Origin of the sequence: Levilactobacillus brevis ATCC 14869 = DSM 20054 (assembly GCF_001433855.1) — a bacterium.
GTDB classification, from domain to species: domain Bacteria; phylum Bacillota; class Bacilli; order Lactobacillales; family Lactobacillaceae; genus Levilactobacillus; species Levilactobacillus brevis.
On sequence record NZ_AZCP01000006.1, the window covers coordinates 60401 to 81827 of the forward strand.

A 21427-nucleotide genomic window follows, 5' to 3' on the forward strand; every position below is an offset into this window, starting at 1 on the left:
TCTCAAATTGTACCACATCAGGTTGCAAAACTGGTAATTTTACTGGTCCAGCCTGCAACCCAATCATCTGGTCACTTACACCCATTACCGGCAATCCAACAGGCCTTACGCCTCTTCCCAATCATCCCCACTGTGGTGTGGGTCCTGAATTCGCTTGAATAATTTTTCCAAATCCTGATCCGTGAAATGAACCAAAACCGGTCGGCCATGTGGACAGTTGAAAGGATTCTCAGCTGTTGCCAATTTCTGGAGTAACGCCCGGGCTTGCTGATCGTCAAGGTGATGATTGGCTTTAATTGCCCGTTTACAACTCATCATAATTGCCGTCTTTTCCCGAAAAGCAGCGACCGAGATTTTGCCATCTTTGAGTACCCAATCAATCATTTCTTGAATGGTTGCCGTCTCTTGTCCTGCTTTGAACCACGTTGGATGTTCGTGCACAATGAAGCTGTTTGGTCCAAATGAGTCTAAGTGAATGCCCACACTTGCCAATGTTTCCAAGTGATTCGTCAACTCCAAGACATCCGTCGTTGGATAATCTAATACGATTGGCACCAATAATTTCTGTTCATCATCACTGACTTCTCCAATTGCCTGACGGTAAAATTCATAATTCACCCGTTCTTGAGCCGCGTGTTGGTCAACCAGGTATAGGCCATCATCCGCTTCTGCTAACAAGTAAGTTCCATGAACCTGTCCTAAATAGCGCAAAGTTGGGAACCGTTGTGCGGGTGTTGCTTGAACGGGTTCAATTGGTGCTATTGACTCTACGGCAGGCTGGTCGACAGCATCTGGGGCCGCGGATTGTCCCAATGGCGCGGCGACCTGCTCTTGCCGATACTTGGCATCAAATTGCTGAACTGCTGGTGTCGCAAAATCACGCTTATCATGAACCACGACTGGTTCAACGGGGACTTCCTCCGGCGTTTGTAACGGTGCGGGCTGCCCCGCTGACGTCGCGACCGGCGCAGCGTCACTGGGCTGGGCAGCACTTTCACTAGGCATCTGTTGGGCACCACGAACCTGCCGATCGGACATGTCGTACTTGGCCGAGACGTCATTTAACGCCATCGTCAGTTGATCTGTTGTTTTAGTTTCTGGTTGTTTGGTTTGGACCTCATCAAAAACATCTGGAATCAGATTTTCTTGGGACAAGCGCTTGAAGACGGTCTCTTGAATGAGCTGGGTTAACTCAGCTTCTTGGCTGATGCGTACTTCTTGCTTGGTTGGATGCACGTTCACATCCACTAAAAGTGGATCCATCTGGATGTCTAAAACCGCCAGTGGGTAGCGACCAACCATTAACTTGGAGCCGTATCCCGCAATCAACGCCTTACTCAATTGAAAGTTGTGGATATAACGCCCATTCAACAAAAGTGAAATATACTGCCGACTTGCACGCGTCAGTTCCGGTAAACTTACATATCCCGTTATCCGAAAGTCTGGATTTTGCCCACTAATCGCCACCATCTTGCGGGCACTCTGGACACCATAAATACCGGCAATGACTTGTTGTAAGTCACCACGCCCAGTTGTCCGGGTCAGCTCGCGACCATTATGGACTAATGAAAAAGCAACCGTCGGATAACTCAGTGCTAAGCGATTAACGATATCCGTAATCCGCGCTAATTCCGTTGCTGGTGACTTCAGATACTTCAACCGAGCAGGAACGTTACCAAACAGCTCTTTAACAATCACCGTGGTTCCCTTACGCGCTTCGGCCGCCTTGTGTTCTTGAATAATCCCACCGACATTATGAATCTCAGTTCCGACACCGCCAGTTGACGTAATCAAGGTCACATCGGCGACAGACGCGATACTAGGCAACGCTTCACCACGAAAGCCCAACGACTTAATCCGAAACAAGTCACGCCGATCCGTAATTTTACTGGTAGCATGCCGCTTAAAAGCCATCTCACTATCTTCATCGGCAATCCCATCACCGTCATCAACAACGACAATACGCTGTAGGCCGGCTTCTTCTACCGTAATATCAATTTGCGTGCTGTGAGCATCGATGGCATTTTCCACCAATTCTTTAACCACTGAGGCTGGTCGCTCAACCACTTCACCCGCTGCAATCTGGTCAGCTAGAACTGACGCTAATTCATGAATTTTTGGCACTGCCATCCGCTCCTTTCGTCATTATTTAGTCAGCTTTTGTTGCCACTGGTAGACCTGATTCATAATCGCCATGGGGGTCATCCCCATGAGATTCAACTGACTGATCTGTTCCAATACCTTAGCCTGAGCTGGGCTCAACTCTGGGGCATCTGAGAACAACGATAATTGTTGGTCCGTTTCCGGAACTGCTGCCACCTTTTCTTGCGGTTCTGACGCGCTTGCGACAACGTCCTGTGCTACCACCGAATCACTTACCGGTGCTTGGGCAGGCTCAGCCGGTGCACTGCTTGACTGAGAAGCAGCTGCTACTGGCTGATTAGCCGCACTTTGTTCCAGATCTGTCAAAATAACTTCGGCACGTTGAAGCAGCTTGGTTGGCATTCCTGCTAACTTGGCCACGTGAATACCGTAAGACTTGTCCGCAGGGCCTGGTTGCATCTGGTGCAAGAAAACTAAGTCGCCATCTCGTTCAACGGCACCCACATGAACATTCTTTAATTGCTTGAGTGATTCATCTAAAGCCGTTAGTTCGTGATAGTGCGTTGAGAACAACGTCTTGGCATGAACGCGATTATGAACGTACTCAATGATCGCTTGAGCCAAAGCCATCCCATCATAGGTCGCCGTTCCCCGGCCAATTTCATCAAATAGAATCAAACTGTTAGCCGTGGCGTGACTCAGTGCCCGATTGGCCTCTTGCATTTCGACCATGAACGTACTCTGCCCCGAAATTAAATCATCGGCCGCACCAATCCGTGTAAAGATCTGATCGAAGATGGGCATTTCAGCTGCTTCAGCTGGGACAAAGCAACCCATTTGCGCCATAATCACCGTCAAGGCTAATTGGCGCATATAGGTACTTTTACCAGACATATTGGGTCCCGTAATCAGCAAAATATTGGTTTGGTCATCCATCGTAACATCATTGGGCACATAAGATTGTCGGCCTAATACTTTTTCAACCACCGGATGCCGACCTTGGGTAATCTTTAACTGATGACCACTCACTAGCTTAGGCTGAACAAAGTGATAGTCTTCGCTGACGACTGCAAAGCTCTGCAAGACATCCAAACTGGCGATAACTGCGGCTAATTTTTGCAGTCTCGTAATGGCCGCTTTAACTTGTTCGCGAAGTTCCACGAACAACTTATATTCCAACGCCACCGATTTTTCCTCAGCCTCTAAAATCAACCGTTCTTTTTCCTTTAATTCTGGTGTCGAGAACCGTTCGGCATTGGTCAAAGTCTGTTTTCGCTCATAGCGGTCGGCCGGTAATTTACTCAAATTGACCTTAGTCACTTCAATGTAATAGCCAAAGACATGGTTGTAGCCAATTTTTAAATTATTAATCCCAGTAACTTCACGTTCATGGGCTTCCAATTCGGCTAACCAGGTCTTCCCATTACGCATAGCGTCACGATACTCGTCAAGTTGCGCATTAAACCCATCACGAATAACGCCACCATCGGCAACGGATAAGGGCGGTTCCGGAACAATCGCAGCACGAATGGCATCAGCCACGTCACTGACTGGATCCAAGCCCGCCAAAGTGGCATCAAAGACCGGCTCATCAAGTTCTTCAATGGTATGTTGAATCTGTGGGACTTGTTCGAGGGACGTTTGCAGCTGGATCAAATCACGGCCGTTAACGCTCCCAAAGGCCACTCGACCAGCCAATCGTTCAAGATCATAGACTTTGACCAACTCTTCTTGCAAGCTATTTCGTTCAAAGTAATGATCCAGCAGCGCGGCCACGCGTGCTTGCCGGTTTTCAATCTGTTGACGATCAATTAATGGGCGATCTAACCACTGCTTTAACAGTCGACCACCCATAGCTGTCTTGGTTTCATCCAGCAACCACAGTAGCGTTCCTGACTTTTTCTTGGTCCGCAAGTTTTGCGTCAGTTCCAGATTCGTTTGCGAAGCGTGATCCATCTTCAAAAAGGCCGTTGGTTGATAGACAACTGCCCGTTGCAAATGCGCTAAACTTCGCTTTTGCGTCATCGTCACATAGGTCACTAAGACACCCACAACTTGCCGTAATAAATCCGTGGTTAAGTCCTGCTCGACGTAGCTAATCTCTGAGCTAGTTTGGATGGCATCTTGCGTCGAAATCATCATGCCTAACTGCTTCATGCGTTGGCGTAGTCCCTCGGCAACCGTGGTATCAACCACGACTTCTTTGGTTTGTAGACTCATCAGCTCGTTCAACACAGCATCCTCGCCAGTGATCGCAGCGGCTTTCAGCTCACCGGTTGACAAGTCGGTGTAGGCCAGACCATATTCGCCTGAATCAGCCAACGTCAAGGCTGTCAGATAATTATTACGCTTGGCACCAGCTGCGCCAGTATCCGTTTGTGTCCCCGGCGTGACCAGTTGGATTACTTCGCGCTTAACCATCCCTTTGGCAAGCTTGGGATCTTCCATTTGTTCACAAATGGCAACCTTATAGCCCTGATCTACCAAAATATCAATGTAGCTCTGGACGGCCTTATGGGGCACGCCACACATTGGGATGGGATTCTTGGCGCTGTGACTCCGGGTCGTTAGCGTCAACTCCAACAATTGTGACCCCTTGACTGCATCCTCATTAAACATCTCATAGAAGTCACCGAGACGATAGAATAAAAAGGCATCGGGGTATTGATCCTTAATCTTCTGATACTGCTCCATCATAGGGGTTGTGCTTGTTTTAGTCATGAAAAATGGTTCATCCTTCCATCATCGATTAACTTTGGTAGGGGTGCTGCGGGCTAATCAGGATTGGCCGAATTGCCGTTGCATGCCCCGTTTTATCATTCAAATCAATTACGGCGCCGGAAAGTAGTCCCGGACCAGCCGCCTGTACCGTGTAACGCGTTGGTCGTTGATTCTCAAAGCGCTCAATCACACTATCTGCTTGCATGCCTAAAATACTATCAGCAGGACCGGTCATACCGGCTTCCGTCATAAAGGCCGTCCCGCCAGCTAAGACCTGCGCATCGCTAGTTTGGACGTGTGTGTGCGTACCAACAACCGCGGAAACCTGGCCATCATAGCGCATAGCAAAGGCCCGTTTTTCACTTGTTGTCTCGGCATGAAAATCAACAAACACAAAGTCTGTTTCTAACTTAGGGAACAAGTCATGCATCTTAGCAAAGGGATCGTCTAAAGGATTCATAAAGACTCGGCCTTGCAGATTAACAACGGCCAATGTCTGCTGATTAACCTTTACTTTAGTCCACCCTTGCCCGGGGGTGACGCCGGGAAAATTGGCTGGCCGAACTAGTCGCTTGGCATCACCAATGAAGTCATACAATTCAGCGTTATCCCACGTATGATTGCCCATCGTCACTACATCGGCGCCATCCTTGAGAAGCTGCTTATAAATGGTTTGACTAATCCCGCGGCCAACCGGGGTTGAATTTTCCCCATTCACAATCGTCACCTGTGGTTTTAGGTCCCGCTTGAGCTGTGGCAGGTACTCATGAATCATCGCCATTCCTAAGTTCCCAACAACATCGCCGACAAACAAAATTCGCATTTTCGTTCCCCTATCTAGCCTTCGTGGCCACTGACCCATGAGCCAGTTCTATTAAATACCCTCTATTTTACCATGCTTTGCGTCTAAACAGACGTAAAAAAGCTAGAACCAACTGGCCTAGCTTCTCTGACTTATTTTGCATATTCAACTGATCGTACTTCCCGAATAACAGAAACCTTGACGTGACCTGGATAATCCAAGTCACCCTCAATCTGCTGTTTAATGTCTCGTGCCAAGACCACAGCATCCGTATCCGAAATCCGATCGGGCCGTACAATGACTCGAACCTCTCGTCCCGCTTGAATGGCAAAACTATGATCCACGCCGTCAAATTCATTGGCAATGGTCTCCAGTTTATCCAAACGGTGAATATAGCTTTCTAAGGAATCCGAGCGTGCACCTGGACGCGTCGCTGAAATGATATCAGCGGTGCTAACCAGTTCCGCAATCACAGACTGCGCGGCCGTTTCTTCTGCTTGAGCGGCGATTGCATTGACGACAACGGAACTTTCACGATACTTCTTTGTCAGTTCCATTCCCGTGGTAATGTAAGAATTATCGTCTTCATGCTCGGCAGCACGACCAATATCGTGTAATAATCCTGCACGTTTTGCTAACGTAACATCCTCACCTAATTCAGCTGCCAACACCCCAGTGATTTTAGCAACTTCGATTGAATGGGCCAACGCGTTTTGCCCATGAGAAATCCGAAAGTTCAAGCGACCAACGAGCTTGACCAACTCGGGATGCATGGAATGAATGCCCAGGTCAAAGGTTGCTTGCTCGCCAAGCTCCCGGACGTGTTCGTCCAGTTCTTTTTTGGCCTTTGCCACCATTTCTTCAATCCGGGCTGGATGAATCCGCCCGTCTTGAATCAATTTTTCCAACGCAATCTTGGCCACTTCCCGCCGTAATGGATCAAATCCACTCAACACCACTGCTTCCGGCGTATCATCAATAATTAAATCAATACCCGTTAGCGTTTCGAGTGTTCGAATGTTTCGCCCTTCACGACCGATGATCCGGCCTTTCATGTCATCATTTGGTAACGTCACCACAGTAATCGTAGTTTCAGTTACCATATCAGCAGCACTTCGCTGAATAGCTGACACAATCAGATCCTTAGCGTTGGCCTGAGCCGTCTTACGCGCGGTCTCTTCACTTTCTTTAATCATCTTTGCTCGTTCGCTGGCCAAAGCTGTTTTGGCTTCGGAAATAATCAGCTCACGCGCATCATCCTGGGATAAGGCGGCAACGGCTTCCACCGCTGCCTGGCGTTTTTCAATCAGTGAGTCTGCTTGCTGTTGCTTCTTAACTAAATTCTGCTCTTCAGCACTGAGTTTCTTGTCCCGTCGATTTAGCGAGTTTTCGCGTTTTTCCAGAGAGTTATCTTTCCGGTCCAACGTTTCTTCCCGTTGAATCAAGCGATCTTCTTGCTTCTGAACTTCGGCACGACGTTCTTTCAGCTCGGTTTCGACCTCTGCGCGGTACTTGTGACTGTCTTCCTTGGCCTCTAACAGAGCTTCCTTGGTCGCAGTCTCAGCCTGCTTCTTAGCTTCAGCTAAGACACCAGCAGCGGTGTACTTAGCTGCATCTAGTTTCCGCTCGTGAACGGACTTACGTAAATAATACCCGCCCACAACACCAACAACGATAGCGATGATTGCGAGGATTACAATTGGAACACTCATGATTCCACCTCCGCATCATCAAAAATGACTAATAGTTAAATCAGACGTTTTAAGATGTTCATTTGCTAATTTGACACAACCTTAATTTTAATGGTTGCCCTCAATGCTGTCAACTAAACTCGCCGGAATCCACCAGTATCCACGCAAATAATTCATTAATCACGGGTTTGCCGGTTAAGACGGTTAACCTTAGGTTGGTTAACTTCTAAGAATTAAGAATTTTCTCGAACTAAAGTGATCTTTACTAACCCGACTATTCAGGGGTTATTTCAATTACGTTCAAAATTGCAGCAACTATGATTCTTAATAAGAAAGGAGTGCTGTCACATGAAGAAGATTATCTTGGCCTTTTCAGTTATGCTGCTTGATTGTCTCTGGATCGTTACTTCACCACACTTCGGTATGAACCAAATTATCGGTCTGATTATTCTCTTAGGCGTTACCGGCTATCTGCTGAGCAAACTGCAACGTCAACAATAAGCTAGCGTACCACTTCTTTAAATTTAAAAGATTATAAAAACCTCTAAGATCGATTAGTCGGTCTTAGAGGTTCTGGTCATGATTATTTAGCTGATTTGTCTGGTGCTAACTCAATCTGACCGGGAGTAACATCGGCCGGTTTATCTTTAGCCTTTGTCTTCCCTTTATCCTTGTCTTTAGGCGCATCAGTCTTCGTCTCAGTTGCTTTAGTCGCTGCGGCTTCTTCATCGCCAACACCGTAAGCAGCCCGGACACGTTGATTAACTTCAGCCATCATATCTGGATGATCTGCCAAGTACTGTTTAGCATTCTCTCGGCCTTGACCAATTCGGTCTTCACCATAAGAATACCAAGAACCGCTTTTATCAACGATATCTTTCTCAACCGCCATGTCGAGCAATTCACCGGTTTGTGAGATTCCTTGCCCGTACATGATATCAACTTCGGCCCGTTTAAATGGCGGCGCAACCTTGTTCTTAACGACCTTGATTCGCGTTCGGTTACCGATAACATCCGTGCCATCTTTAATCTGTTCGGCCCGTCGTACCTCTAACCGCACTGTTGCATAGAATTTCAGTGCCCGGCCACCTGGTGTGGTCTCTGGATTACCAAACATCACACCAACTTTTTCCCGAATCTGATTGATAAATAACGCGATTGTCTTCGTTTTATTGATGGTCCCAGATAGCTTCCGTAAGGCTTGTGACATCAATCGGGCTTGCAGACCCACGTGAGCATCACCCATTTCGCCTTCAATTTCAGCACGTGGCACTAAGGCTGCCACGGAATCAACCACGACAATGTCAATCGCACCACTGGAAATCAAGGCATCAGCGATTTGCAAGCCTTGTTCCCCAGTATCTGGCTGCGACAGCAATAAATCATCAATGTTAACCCCTAATGCCGTTGCATAGGCTGGATCCAACGCATTTTCAGCATCAATATAGGCGGCTGTTCCACCACGCTTTTGGACCTCGGCAACTGCGTGCAGAGCAACGGTCGTCTTCCCAGAAGATTCTGGACCATAAATTTCTACAATCCGTCCGCGAGGGTAACCGCCGACACCCAAGGCAACGTCAAGTGCTAACGAGCCTGATGGTACGGTCTCAACTTCGAGGTTACTATTGTCCCCTAATCGCATAATCGAGCCTTTACCAAAGTCTTTTTCAATCTTCTTCAGCGCTTTATCCAGCGCCGCTTGTCGTTCGTCAGCCATTGAGAACCTCCTTAATGGATCAATATTCAAGTAATACTATACGGGTTTACTAACTAAAAAGCAAGCAAAAGCAGAACAAAAGTTCCCCTTTTTTTATTTTACTTTTTGCAATGTTCGTCGCAACCAGTCCAACCCGGTCAAGACACTCCGTTCCCGAATTGCCGATCGCGTACCCGTCAAATGTAACAGTTTTGCCTGTGGTTGTTGCCCCCGTTGCGCTAAACCTAACCAGACTGTTCCAGCCGGTTGGCCTTCCAAGGCGTCCGGGCCAGCAACTCCCGTGAAGCTCAACGAAAAATCAGTATCCAGCCGTTCTCGAGAACGTGATGCCATTTCCTTAGCTGTGGCCGCACTAACCACACCATCTTGATCAATCGTGGCCTGCGAGACTCCCAATAAGTCATGCTTGGCACTGGCCGCATAGGTGACAAAACCACCAGGGAAAACCACCGAAACACCGGGAACACTTCCCAAGGTACTTTGAAATTGACCGGCCGTTAAGCTCTCAGCAGCCGTAATGGTCAATTGACGGTCAATTAGTGTCTGAACCACCACTGCCGCCAATGAATTATCATCACCATAACCATAAAGATAATCCCCTACGCGGGCCTTAATCGTCGCCGTTAAGTCATCTAAGAGGCGTTGCCCTTGCATCTCATCCGGGGCCTGTGCGGTTAAACGTAACGTTACTTCATTAACTTTAGCATAAGGAGCGATGGTCGGATTAGTCTGCTGGTCAATCAGATCACTCAGTTGAGTGACCAATTGACTTTCGCCGATGCCAAAGAACCGAAGTACCCGTGAAGACAAGTACTCACTTCGTGGATATGTTTGCTTCAGCAGGGGTAAGGCTTGCTCACGAAACATGGGTTCAGTCTCACTTGGTGGTCCCGGTAATAGCATGATGTCCGCACCATCAGGATCTTGATAAAAAGCTCCCACAGCTAACCCAGTCCGATTTGCTAAGGGTTGACTGCCTGCTGGATATAAAGCTTGTAGGCGATTATTAGGCGTCATCTCACGGCCATTGATAGCAAACCGGCGACGAATCTTAGCCATTGCCAACGCATCTTCAACCAACTTTACGCCTAACAAGTGAGCGACCGTTTGTTTTGTCAAATCATCTTTGGTCGGTCCTAATCCCCCACTAATAATCACTAAATCGCTCCGCGAACGGGCTTGTTCAACAACAGCCGTTAACCGGGTTGCGTTATCACCTACTAGAGAATGGTAATACACCTCAATCCCAGCTTCCGCCAGTTCGCGCGCAATGAAGGCAGAGTTCGTATCCACAATTTGCCCGAGTAAAATCTCTGTACCAACCGCAATAATTTCTGCTTGCACTTGAATCCCTCCCGATGATGCCTTAGTTACTTCCGCAAAAAGTTCCCGTTAGTTTTTATTCCGCTGAAGATTCCGCAAAAACTTGTCGGTTTTGAACAAAGTAATCAATTCCCGAGTAAATCGTGAAGAATAAGCAAATGTAGAAGAACGTCAACGCCATTGGGAAGTGTAGCGTACTAAAGCCGATGTTATTCAATAATAACAAAATAATTCCGACCATTTGAGTCGTGGTTTTTATCTTACCTGGCCAAGCTGCTGCTAAGACTTGACCACCCGTTTCAACCACGATTAACCGTAAACCAGTGACGGCTAGTTCGCGACAGACGATAATGGCCACTCCCCACGCTGGCACAGCGTTCATCGAAACTAACAAAATAAAGGCCGTCATGACAATCATCTTATCTGCCAACGGATCTGCAAATTTGCCGAAATTCGTTACCAGATGCTGCCGCCGTGCAATCTGCCCATCTAAGAAATCAGTAATCGAAGCCGCCGCAAAAACAACGGCGCCCCAAATTTGCGCAACCGGAATCGCCGTTCCTAGCCACGTAACCGTTCCCCAATTCAAAGGCAAGACCAGTAACAAAATAAAGATGGGAATCAAAATAATTCGAACAATAGTTAGACGATTGGGTAAATTCACAACAATTCCTCCTTATAAATAAATAAAAAAGCGTACCGGTCGCAACGGACCGACCCGCTTTCTGGTTACTTCAGTTCCAACGTCACAGTTTGTACTTGAGAAGACGTGGTTGTACTTGAACTAGATGCACTACTGGTACTGGTTGATGAGTTGAAGTTAAAGCTCTTGCCATCAATCTTTACCTTAGTTGCCGGTGCATTACCAAACTTAAAGGTCACACTCGTGGCTGAGCTTGGAATCGTTAACGAATGTGAGGTTGATGTCGACAAAGTCCCTTGCCAAGTTGTTGCCCCACTAATTGTTACTGACATCCAAGCGCTACTCGTAGCTGACAAACTAACCTTTGGCTTGCTTGATGCATTCTTTAGTTCCCAAGTTGAGCCAGACGTCGTTGAACTCAGTTTCTTAAAGGTTGCTGTCTTAGCCGCCTTCTTTTTCGAAGAGCTCTTTGAAGAAGATGACTGACTGCTACTGCTACTCGTCTTGGTACTGCTACCTGAAACGCTAACCGAGCTACTATCAACATTATCCTTGGTGCCTGAATTACCATTATGCGCGGCCGCCACCCAAATTCCGACTAAAACCGCTAACACCACAATGACAATGCCAATTACGGGAATTGTCCGGCGTAACTGAACATAACGATCATCAACTTTACGCTGTTGTGATCGGGTTTCTGGATTACTTTCATTGACCTTATCAACGTATTCTTGCGTCTGTGTACTAGGAAGCGTACTGTCAAATTGTTTCAGCAGCTCAGCACCATCCAAGTCAACCATATCAGCATACTGCTTGATAAAGGCCCGAACATAAAAATCGCCGGGTAACTCATCAAAGTTCTGATCTTCAATCGCAATCAAATAACGCTTTTGAATCTTAGTTGCTTGTTGCAAATCATCTAAGGTAAACCCCTTAGCAATTCGCGCATCCCGCAGCGTCTTTCCCAAAGTTACTTTGCTGTTATCACTCATGATTTAATTCTCCACCTGTTCAAAATTTCTCTATATGCAGTATAGCATAGGCACCGCCTCAATTTCAGCGACAGCACCTAGAATTCAGGATTTAACGGTTTCTTAACCTCCGTTTACGGCAGAATCGTGTAGACCGTCCGCTGACTAGCCGCTAAAAATGCCGCTAAGGCCTGTTGCACATCTGCAAAGGTCAACTGCTCCAAAATCGTCAGTTCATCAAAAATTGTCGTACCACCGAACAAGGGGCCATCATACTGATTGGCAATTGCCTCAACCGAGTTAATTGCCCCAATCAAACGGCCAATTGCCTCTCGTTTGACGAGGTCAAATTGTTCCTGAGCCGCAACCAGTTGCGCTGCTGCATCATCTAAAATTGCCGTTAATTCACTCACAAAGGTCTCCGGATGATCCGTGTCCCCTGCTAGTTGAGCAAAATGTGCGCCCCGTTGGACTTGGAAGTCATAGCCAAAACTATCATCAATAATGTTAGCATCATATAAGCGTAAATAGTGATCACCCGTGTCGTTGAATAATAGATCCAATGCTAATGACACAGCGGCACTATAGCGCAATCCAGCGCGACCAGCGGGAACCTCATCGTACCCCCGCAGGCCAATGCTAACTTTTGGCCGTGTGACCGTTAGATGCCGCGTCGTTTGGGGGACAATTTCAGCCGCGGGTGTTTGCGGTGATGCTACGCGCTGAATGGGCTCATTAGGTCCAAACGTTTTGCGTGCTTGATTAGCCGTAATCCAGGCCAGCACAGTTTCTGGCTCCAATTGACCAACGATTACCAAGCTCATATTGCTCGGATGATAAAATGTCTGATAGGCCGCATACAAATCATCCGCCGTGATTTGGGCAATTGACTCAACGGTTCCCGCAATATCAATGTGCAGCGGCTCGCGTGGATATAACTGGCCGATCATGCCAAAGTAGCTTTGCCACCCTGGATCATCATCATACATTTGAATTTCTTGACCGATAATCCCTTTTTCCTTGTTCACAGTTGCCGCGGTGAAATACGGTTCTTGGACAAAATCTAGCAAAATATCTAAGTTTTCTCGAACGTGATTCGTGGTTGAAAACAAATAGCTAGTTTGCGTAAAACTCGTAAAGGCATTCGCGCTTGCGCCATATTGTCCAAATAAATCAAACGCATCGTGATCCTCTTTTTCAAATAATTTATGTTCCAGAAAATGGGCAATGCCATCAGGGAACCGGACCGCCTGCTGCTGACCACGCGGCACAAATTCATTATCAATGGCACCATAATTTGTTGTCATAACCGCAAAAGTCTTATGAAAATCGGCCTTAGGAATCAAGATAACTTTGAGACCATTTTCGAGCGTGGTTTGATACACCGTCTCGCCTAGACGACTATACGCGTGTTTCGTTAGCATCACCGGTCTCCTTTCCATGTAAACAATAAGTTGCCTGTAGACTAACTTGCTGCGCTACACGTTGCACGTCAGCCACGGTCACTTGCGCCAATTTTTCCTGCCAATGCGTTAAAGGCTCTTGCAAATGCGTTAAACCACTGTTTAAGGCTCCCGTCAATTGCCGTTGCGGACTATCTAAACTGGCAAGTCGGGCATTCAATAAGCTTGCTTTAACTTCGGCCAAAAGTTCGGTCGACAATTTACCAGCTTGAAGGGCTTGCAACTGCTCCGTCACAATCGCAATCACCCGTTCTTGATTCTGTGCCTGAATCCCGGTCTGCACCGTCAATGCGCCAGTAAATGGATTGTAATCACTGCTAGCATAATAGGCTAGACTGGCTTTTTCTCGAACATTGGTAAACAGCAACGACAGCGGTGTGCCACCGAAAGCCGCATTAAAGACAACTGCCGGTAAGAAGTCAGCGTCTGACCGATAGATCGGTAACTGGTAAGCCAGATTTAACTTAGCTTGCACAACTGGTGCCTCGTCGTCTCCCGCCTGAACCTGTGACCGGGCCGTCCAGCGATAGTAGGGCTCAGTCGTTGGTTCAAGTCGCTCCGCCAATGGCCAAGCCGCTAATGCCGTTGTCACACGTTTCTCACTTACATCGCCAATGACCGCCACGTGAACAGCATCGTGCGCCAACATCTCGTGATAAGTCGCCAAAATATCATTCGCAGTCAACTCACCTAACGTTGTCACATCACCCAAAGCACTCATTGCTTGCGCTGGTTGTCCCGTAAATAAGAGTTCCTGCAACCGTCGATTGGCCAGATACTGTTTATCATCGTCTAACGACTTGATAGCGGTCAACAAATTTTGGCGTTGTTGCGTAAACGTTGTGGGATCAAAGTTACCGTTGGGTAATAACGGCGCGAATAAAACGGCCTGTAGTAGCGCCATGCCACGTTCAAATAAGGGCATCGTATCCTGATATTGTGCTAAATACTGTTCATCAACGACGGAACACGTCAAGCGAATCACGTGCTTAGTCCCCAACTTCACCACACTGATCCCAAAACTGGCACCGTATAATCGTGAGAGCTGACGCGCTAATGCTGTTTGGGTTGGATACTCGGCCGTACTGGTTTCCAACACTTGGGCCAGCAACGCCCGAGCCGTAATGGCCGTCGCCTGTAAGGGTGCGACAAAGTCCACTTTAATGCCAATGGTCTTAAATTTTTTCGTGGGTAACAAATCCAGTGTTACCCCATCTCGTATGCGAACGTGCACGCGTCATGGCCTCCTCTAGTAAAATACTAATCGGTGTTTAATTTTAAGGGAACCACGACATAAATACAAGCAACCGACCACAGAAAAACACAATGATTTCCCAACAAGCTGGGCATCATTGTGTTTATTGATCTATTTTAATAGTGGCGTGTCAACGTTGCTACCAAACCATTTTTCATTAATTTTCTTTAACGTCCCGTTAGCCGCCAACTGCTTTAACCCCGCGTTAATCTTGTGTCGCATTGTCACATCACCTTTACGCATCCCCACCGCAAACTTTTCCTTGGGTAGTGCGCCGGTTGTGACGCGATAATTTTCAGGGTGAGCCTGGTGCTTAATATAATAGTTGGCGTACGTACTATCTATCAACAATCCCTGAATCCGACCAACATTCAAATCAATGAAGGCATTCGTAAAGGAATCATAAGTAACCGCCTCGTGATTTTTAATTCGATTCTTCAGTAACTTCGGATACGTGTCAATATCATTGGCCCCCGACGACCCGGTCTGAGCCCCTAAGACTTTACCTTGCATATCGGCAAAGGAGTTAATCTTATTTTTCTTCAGTGTCACTAAGACCTGATCGTTATACAAATACGTGTCAGAGAAAGCCGCTTGTTTCTGGCGTTGCGGTGTGATTGAAAAACCGTTCCAAATCAAATCAATCGTCCCATTATGGAGCTCCGTCACATTCATGTTCCAATCAATCGTTTGAAAATCAACCTTGATGCCATACAGTTTAAAGACAGCTCGGGCCAAATCAATATCATACCCGACTAACTTACCACTCTTCTGCCGAAACCCCATCGGTACGAAGCTATCATCTAATCCAACAACCACTTTCTTTTGCTGCTTAACTTTAGACCAAGTATCCGCCGTATTAGCTCGTTGGGTCACGGTTCGACAGCCCGCCAAAAGTCCACTTAGTCCAATGCAAACAGCTAAGAGTGCCCAAATTCGTAATCCTTTTTTCATTTAAGCACCCTCCTAACTCTTGGCTTCAACCCGTAACATCTGATCCGCAATCGCTTCGGCAAATGGGATATCATGGGTCACGACGATCTGGGTAATTCCCTCATCTCGCAGTTGAACAATAATCTGTTGCACTTCGCGGCGAAGATCTGGGTCTAACGCCGACGTTGGTTCATCATAGCATAACAATTTAGGTCGCATCGCTAAGGCCCGTACAATGGCAACCCGTTGCTTCTGCCCACCGGACAATTCATATGGGTACAAATCAGCCTGATCAGCCAAATTCAATTGTGCCAATAAAGTCTGAGCCGTTTCATTGGCTTCAGCCGCTGACTGTTTAAGCACCATAGTGGGAGCCAACGTCACATTTTGTCGGACTGTCAAATTAGGGAAAAGTTGATAATCCTGAAAAACAACCCCGATTACTGCGTCATTGTCCCGATTGGTTGCTGGATCAAAAGGCTGTCCATCCAACAAGAACTGGCCACTATCAACCGTTTCAAGTCCGCTGATACACCGTAGTAGCGTTGTTTTACCAGCGCCTGAGGGCCCGACAATGGTTAAGATTTTACCATCCGTTACGGTTAAGTTCAGATTATCCAGAATGGTCTTACCACCAAATTTTTTTGTAATTCCTTTAAGCTCTAACATACTGTGACCATCCTTTCATTAACGCCAGTAACTATAGTGTTTTTCCAACCGTTTCAAAACAATCGTGCAAACCGCCGTGAGTAGCAAGTAAATCACACCAACTAGAACCAACGGTACCAAGGTCACATCACGCGACATGGCAACATTACCTGCTCGTAATAAATCACCCAAGCCAATAACATAAACCAGTGAAGAATCCTTGATTAAGTTAATAACCTCATTTCCAATTGATGGTAAAACAATTTTGACCACTTGAGGAATCACAATTCGCCGTAACGTTTGCCACCGAGTCAGTCGTAACACTCGAGCACTCTCGTACTGTCCCACTGGAATAGCCTGTAACCCACCCCGGAAGATCTCGGCAAAGTACGCCGTATAGTTTAAGATGAAAGCAAATAATGCCGCATCATAACGCTGGAAAACAACCCCAATGATCGGTAACCCGTAAAAAACAAAAATTAATTGCAATAACAGGGGTGTTCCTCGCATCAACCACACATAGATATTAATTAACCAAGTCAAGGGTTTAAACCGCGTGGTCATTCCCAAGCCGACTAAAATCCCTAATGGAATCGCCACAATAATCGTCCAAAAGAAAATGGATAACGTCATGCCCGTTCCAGAAACCAATGATGGTAAAATCTCATTTACGTAGTGCATCTAATTCTCCTCCTTCTAACAACTAAAAAACGCCCCCTTGAGATTGAAATCTCAAGAGGGCGTTTGAACGCGGTACCACCTCATGCTTTCGACGAACTCACGTCACGCCGACTCACGGAGTTCCCCGTTTCTCACTGTCATTTCATCGGTGAAATAAAAAAGTCCTCTTAGGTCCAAAGACCTAAGAGGACGATCACATCGTGGTTCCACCTCTGTTTGTTGACACATCACTGCGTCAACCTCAGCGAGTTGCAAGCAACTCCAGCGATAACGGGCTAACCCGGACCATTCTACTTCATTCAAACGGCCAACTCACAGATGTGTTTCGCCAAATTAAGACCGCTTCTTCCCATCAACCGAAGCTTTCTGATGACCCTTAATTCAACTACTCTTCTGTTCACTGTCTTTTTTCTTTCGTTGACAGTATCCTACGATTTTTATTGGAAACTGTCAAGTGCTTTTTTTTAGCCGCGGTGAAACCAACTGCTAACCCGATGCCAAAAACCGGTATCTTCTTGCTCTTCAATCTTCATTAAAGGCACCGTCTCGCCTTCCAAGCGACGGGCAACATTCCGATACCCTTGACCAGCCGGATTTTCAGTTTCCATCACAACCGGTTCCCCTTGGTTAGAGGTCGTGATGACAGCATCGTCATCAAAAATAATTCCTAGGAGTTCAATGCCCAAATGGTGCGTGATTTCATCAATATCCATCATTGACCCATCTTGCATCATATTGCGGCGAATACGGTTGATCAGCAACCGTGGTGCTTCTGTCAGGGGATGTTGTTCCAGTAATCCCACAACTCGATCGGCATCACGGACAGCTGAAATTTCCGGCGTCGTTACGACAATCGCGGCATCAGCACCAGCAACTGCGTTCATGAAACCCTGTTCGATTCCCGCTGGACAGTCAATCAAAACATAGTCATATTCTGGCTTTAATTCATCCACAATTTCTTTGACCTGTTCAGGTTCCAAAGCTGTCTTATCGGTATTTTGAGCAGCTGGCAACAAATAAAGCTTATCATCAAACCGCTTATCCTTAACCAACGCCTGCGGTAATTTAGCCCGGCCTTCCGCCACATCCACAATATCATAAATGATTCGGTTATCCAGCCCTAAAACCACGTCCAAATTCCGTAAACCGATGTCTAGGTCCATTAAGCACACCCGTTTACCCATTAAGGCTAAAGCCGTGCCAATGTTGGCGCTCGTCGTTGTTTTACCAACGCCACCCTTACCGGAGGTGATCACAATTGCTTTTCCCATTATTAAATTCCTCCAATCTGGTTGTACAACTTCGGATTGATTTTCTTCAAGTTCGCTAATTTACCGAACGTCAACACGTGTAAGTCATTGACGTGGGCAATTGTTTGTTGTGAGTCGCTCAATTGTCCTGGTTCAACAATCTCAAACTGCTCAGCAATTCGAACCTGTTGGGCATTTTGTAAGTTTCCCATAATCAATTTTGATTCATCATCGGGATACCCCGCTTGCAAAATCCCGGCGACATCCCCCATTGAGAAGATATTCCCCGTTGTCCGCAGTTTACCACCTTCATGAATCTTGCCTAAGAACAGAACGTCACCAGTCATGGCAACCTCCTGCCCATTACGAATCACTTTACTCAGGAGATGAACATTTTCACGCTCACGTAGCTGAACCGCATCAGCGATCGTCATAACATTTGCGGCAATTTTATGAATTTCAAATCGCGGATATTGGGCGATCAATTGCTCAATTCGAGCCTTTTCATCCGCCGTCAAAATTCGATCTTCTGTCAAAACATCCAACGAGACTTTCGACGCTGCTAACGCCTGCGGATCTACCTTGAGATTTTCTAGTAATACTTTTAAATCGACCAAGATCTGGTCCAGACTCGCTGATTGCTTTAAGACCAAGTCATAGCCGTTTTGCGTTCCGCGTAATACGGCAGCCTGCATAGTGTTCGTTCCCTCCACCTATTTTAACCAATTATACACCCAACGAATGGGGAAATATAAGATGACAAACATTGCCAAATTAAACGCCAGTGTTGGCCCTAAAGTATTCACCAAAAAGGCATTCCCCGAGGCATCATTGAGGTGCATCGCCCGGCTCGCTAAGTACCCCAAGGCTTCCACGACTGTAATGTCAATGAAATAGACCAAGAGACCACTCAAAAAGTTCGGTCGAATCCAACTCACTAGTCGACGCGTCATGTAGATGACCAACGGAAAAATAAAGACGTATAGACCAAAGATCCCCGTGTAATAGAGATCAAATACGGCCCCCGCCACTGCTGCCCATCGCGCCAACGGCATCGAAAGGGCACTATCTGCTTCAAAAATAGCGCCACACACTAACCACAACACCACTAAATGACTAACCATGGTTGATGGTGTTCGAAATAACTGAACGCTAAAAACTTGGCTAACAGTCCCATCTATCAATAACCAAAAGAATAAGCCGATGGGGAAGCCAAAGCGTAACTTTGATAATCGATACACGACTAATCCCCCTCTACGACTTCGTCACAGCAACCGTCACAATATTTAGGTCACTGAGATCAGTAGCTGGTGTAATGTAGAGTTTCGTGGATAACCCGTAGTCATCTCCAGTTGTCTTGGCAACTTTCCCCACATACAAGCCCTTGGGTGTTAGCCCACCTAAACCACTGGTAACGACCTTATCACCCTTGCTGATCTTAGCTTTGGTTGTAATGTTATTCATGGTAATTTGACCAGTTGCGGCCTTATACCCACTTAGAACACCATTAACTGTCTTGCCAGACTTCGTCGTAATTGAAACGGCAAAGCGATTAGCAGAGTCATTATTATCGGTGATTAATTCCACCTTCGAGTTGGTTTTATTAACTTCGGCAACCCGGCCAATTAAACCAGAGCCAGACATAACCGGCATGTTCTTTTGAACACCGGCAGACGCCCCTTTGTTAATCACCACTTGATTTTGCCAAGATGATGGTGTCCGCGTAATAACCGATGCCGTTACCGCTGTGTAATCCGTTAACGAGTTATTTAGACTAACTTCTTTTTTCAGCTGTTGGTTTTCTTTGGCCAGTGTTTGATCACGTACTTTAGTCTGAGCCAACTCGCTGACTTGTTTTTTCAGTTGTTGGTTTTCTTGATACGTATTCAACAATTCAGAAATGGAACTAACTGAACCACTCAACCCATTACTAGGAATTGCCACAACCCGATCGACTAGACCAACAATATCATTACCAAATTGTTGCACCAACGGCGGCGTCGATTTCTTGTTACGGATAGCAACAGACACTGTCATCAAAGCAAAGCTGACAATCAAGCAAACGATGATAATCACTAGTCGCCGATTGAAAGAAAATTTCTGCATGTTTGACCTCCATTTTTCGGGTACGCCCTTAACGACATACCGTCACAATAAAGAAGCGGGAAGCTGCCTTCCCGCTAGTCCCTATTTTTTCTTCATGACATCGATACTCTTTAATGATTCACCAGTACCAGCAGCCACACAATCCAATGGGTCACTTGCAATGGAGACCGGAACTTTGGTTGCTTCCGCAATTACTTCTGATAAGTTTTTCAATAGCGCACCACCACCAGTTAACACAATCCCATGATCAATCACATCGGCTGCGATTTCTGGTGAAGTTTCTTCAAGGGTTTCCTTGATTGCTGTAATCACATCTTGGACGGGTTCTTGAATTGCCTTAGCGACATCAACCGCCGACACTTCAACGGCTTTGGGCAGACCTGTAATCAAGTCACGTCCGCGAATCGTTGCGCCCTCAATCTTCTCAGCTGCCTCAACTGATGCGGAACCAATGTCCATCTTCAGCTTTTCAGCAGTCCGTTCACCGATTAACAGGTTAAAGTTAGACCGCACATAAGTTGCAATCGCATCATCTAACTTATCACCCGCTACCCGAATCGAACGGCTAGACACAATGCCCCCTAGGGAAATCGTTGCAACATCGGTGGTCCCACCACCCATATCAACAACCATGCTTCCAGTTGGGTCCATTACGGGCAAGCCAGCGCCAATTGCCGCAGCAAATGGTTCCTCAATCACATAAGCATCGCGCGCACCGGCAACCCGAGTGGCGTCAATCACTGCTCGTTTTTCAACTTCCGTTACACCGCTAGGCACACAAACCATGACATATGGCTTACCGCTTGAACGACCAACTGTTTTTTCGATGAAGTATTTCATCATGGCAACCGTTGTATCGTAGTCGGCAATCACACCATCTTTCATTGGCCGAATAGCCACAATGCTACCCGGTGTCCGGCCGATCATTGCGCGTGCGTCTTCACCGACGGACACAATTTCTCCGGACTTTGTGTTCTTGGCGACAACAGAAGGTTCACGAAGAACGATTCCCTTACCGTCAACGTAAACAATGGTATTGGCGGTACCTAAATCGATTCCAATATTTTTCGTTCCTAATCCGAACACTATGTTTCATCCCTTCATTGTCAACAAAATTTTA

At 46.7% G+C, this 21427-nt stretch carries 19 protein-coding genes and 1 other annotated feature; of the genes, 1 reads left to right on the forward strand and 18 read right to left on the reverse strand.

The window, feature by feature from the left end; genetic code table 11:
- Positions 1–105: 105 nt before the first annotated feature.
- The 4 genes from mutL to rny all read right to left on the reverse strand — a co-directional run bounded on the left by mutL (position 106) and on the right by rny (position 7338).
- The gene (gene mutL / locus FC61_RS11045) at positions 106–2124 is read right to left on the reverse strand and encodes a DNA mismatch repair endonuclease MutL (RefSeq protein WP_035465107.1); all 2019 of its coding nucleotides are present in this window, start codon (positions 2122–2124) and stop codon (positions 106–108) included.
- A 21-nt stretch (positions 2125–2145) separates the two neighbouring features.
- Positions 2146–4824 (reverse strand): DNA mismatch repair protein MutS, encoded by a 2679-nt coding sequence (mutS, locus tag FC61_RS11050; protein WP_035465106.1) that lies wholly within the window; start codon positions 4822–4824, stop codon positions 2146–2148.
- Between the two features lie 28 nt (positions 4825–4852).
- Positions 4853–5647 (reverse strand): TIGR00282 family metallophosphoesterase, encoded by a 795-nt coding sequence (locus tag FC61_RS11055; RefSeq protein ID WP_024525499.1) that lies wholly within the window; start codon positions 5645–5647, stop codon positions 4853–4855.
- Positions 5648–5778: 131 nt separating this feature from the next.
- Positions 5779–7338 carry a ribonuclease Y gene (rny, locus tag FC61_RS11060; RefSeq protein WP_011667971.1) on the reverse strand — a complete coding sequence of 520 codons (1560 nt, stop codon included), beginning with the start codon at positions 7336–7338 and terminating at the stop codon, positions 5779–5781.
- A 327-nt stretch (positions 7339–7665) separates the two neighbouring features.
- On the opposite strand from rny, the gene FC61_RS12500 reads away from it, so the two are divergent.
- Positions 7666–7818, forward strand: a complete 153-nt coding sequence (locus tag FC61_RS12500; protein ID WP_021742880.1) for a hypothetical protein — start codon at positions 7666–7668, stop codon at positions 7816–7818.
- Between the two features lie 82 nt (positions 7819–7900).
- Here the strand turns inward: FC61_RS12500 and recA are convergent, their stop codons facing one another.
- The 14 genes from recA to FC61_RS11130 all read right to left on the reverse strand — a co-directional run bounded on the left by recA (position 7901) and on the right by FC61_RS11130 (position 21393).
- Complete coding sequence (recA, locus tag FC61_RS11065) at positions 7901–9034, reverse strand: recombinase RecA (protein WP_011667973.1); 1134 nt, start codon at positions 9032–9034, stop codon at positions 7901–7903.
- Positions 9035–9127: 93 nt separating this feature from the next.
- Complete coding sequence (locus FC61_RS11070; RefSeq protein ID WP_021742879.1) at positions 9128–10378, reverse strand: competence/damage-inducible protein A; 1251 nt, start codon at positions 10376–10378, stop codon at positions 9128–9130.
- Between the two features lie 55 nt (positions 10379–10433).
- The gene (pgsA, locus tag FC61_RS11075; RefSeq protein ID WP_011668109.1) at positions 10434–11021 is read right to left on the reverse strand and encodes a CDP-diacylglycerol--glycerol-3-phosphate 3-phosphatidyltransferase; all 588 of its coding nucleotides are present in this window, start codon (positions 11019–11021) and stop codon (positions 10434–10436) included.
- A 65-nt stretch (positions 11022–11086) separates the two neighbouring features.
- A complete protein-coding gene (locus FC61_RS11080) occupies positions 11087–11992 on the reverse strand; it encodes a helix-turn-helix domain-containing protein (protein ID WP_021742878.1) in 906 nt (301 codons plus the stop codon).
- A gap of 113 nt (positions 11993–12105) precedes the next feature.
- Positions 12106–13395, reverse strand: a complete 1290-nt coding sequence (gene yfmH / locus FC61_RS11085) for an EF-P 5-aminopentanol modification-associated protein YfmH (RefSeq protein ID WP_021742877.1) — start codon at positions 13393–13395, stop codon at positions 12106–12108.
- Positions 13373–14668 (reverse strand): EF-P 5-aminopentanol modification-associated protein YfmF, encoded by a 1296-nt coding sequence (gene yfmF, locus FC61_RS11090; RefSeq protein WP_021742876.1) that lies wholly within the window; start codon positions 14666–14668, stop codon positions 13373–13375. The genes yfmH and yfmF overlap by 23 nt, the downstream gene beginning before the upstream one ends.
- Positions 14669–14800: 132 nt before the next feature.
- Positions 14801–15643, reverse strand: coding sequence for an amino acid ABC transporter substrate-binding protein (locus FC61_RS11095; RefSeq protein WP_021742875.1), 843 nt, complete (start codon positions 15641–15643; stop codon positions 14801–14803).
- 12 nt (positions 15644–15655) lie between these two features.
- Positions 15656–16291 carry an amino acid ABC transporter ATP-binding protein gene (locus tag FC61_RS11100; protein WP_021742874.1) on the reverse strand — a complete coding sequence of 212 codons (636 nt, stop codon included), beginning with the start codon at positions 16289–16291 and terminating at the stop codon, positions 15656–15658.
- A gap of 18 nt (positions 16292–16309) precedes the next feature.
- On the reverse strand, positions 16310–16951 hold the full coding sequence (locus tag FC61_RS11105; RefSeq protein ID WP_011668114.1) for an amino acid ABC transporter permease: 642 nt from the start codon (positions 16949–16951) through the stop codon (positions 16310–16312).
- Between the two features lie 182 nt (positions 16952–17133).
- Positions 17134–17361, reverse strand: a binding site (T-box leader).
- Positions 17362–17415: 54 nt separating this feature from the next.
- Positions 17416–18222, reverse strand: a complete 807-nt coding sequence (gene minD, locus FC61_RS11110) for a septum site-determining protein MinD (RefSeq protein WP_011668115.1) — start codon at positions 18220–18222, stop codon at positions 17416–17418.
- Positions 18223–18224: 2 nt separating this feature from the next.
- Positions 18225–18896, reverse strand: a complete 672-nt coding sequence (locus FC61_RS11115; RefSeq protein ID WP_035465104.1) for a septum site-determining protein MinC — start codon at positions 18894–18896, stop codon at positions 18225–18227.
- Positions 18897–18914: 18 nt separating this feature from the next.
- Positions 18915–19442: a rod shape-determining protein MreD gene (gene mreD, locus FC61_RS11120; protein ID WP_011668117.1), complete on the reverse strand. Its 528-nt coding sequence runs from the start codon at positions 19440–19442 to the stop codon at positions 18915–18917.
- A 13-nt stretch (positions 19443–19455) separates the two neighbouring features.
- On the reverse strand, positions 19456–20307 hold the full coding sequence (gene mreC / locus FC61_RS11125) for a rod shape-determining protein MreC (protein WP_021742871.1): 852 nt from the start codon (positions 20305–20307) through the stop codon (positions 19456–19458).
- Positions 20308–20388: 81 nt separating this feature from the next.
- Positions 20389–21393 (reverse strand): rod shape-determining protein, encoded by a 1005-nt coding sequence (locus FC61_RS11130; protein ID WP_011668119.1) that lies wholly within the window; start codon positions 21391–21393, stop codon positions 20389–20391.
- Between the last annotated feature and the right edge of the window lie 34 nt (positions 21394–21427).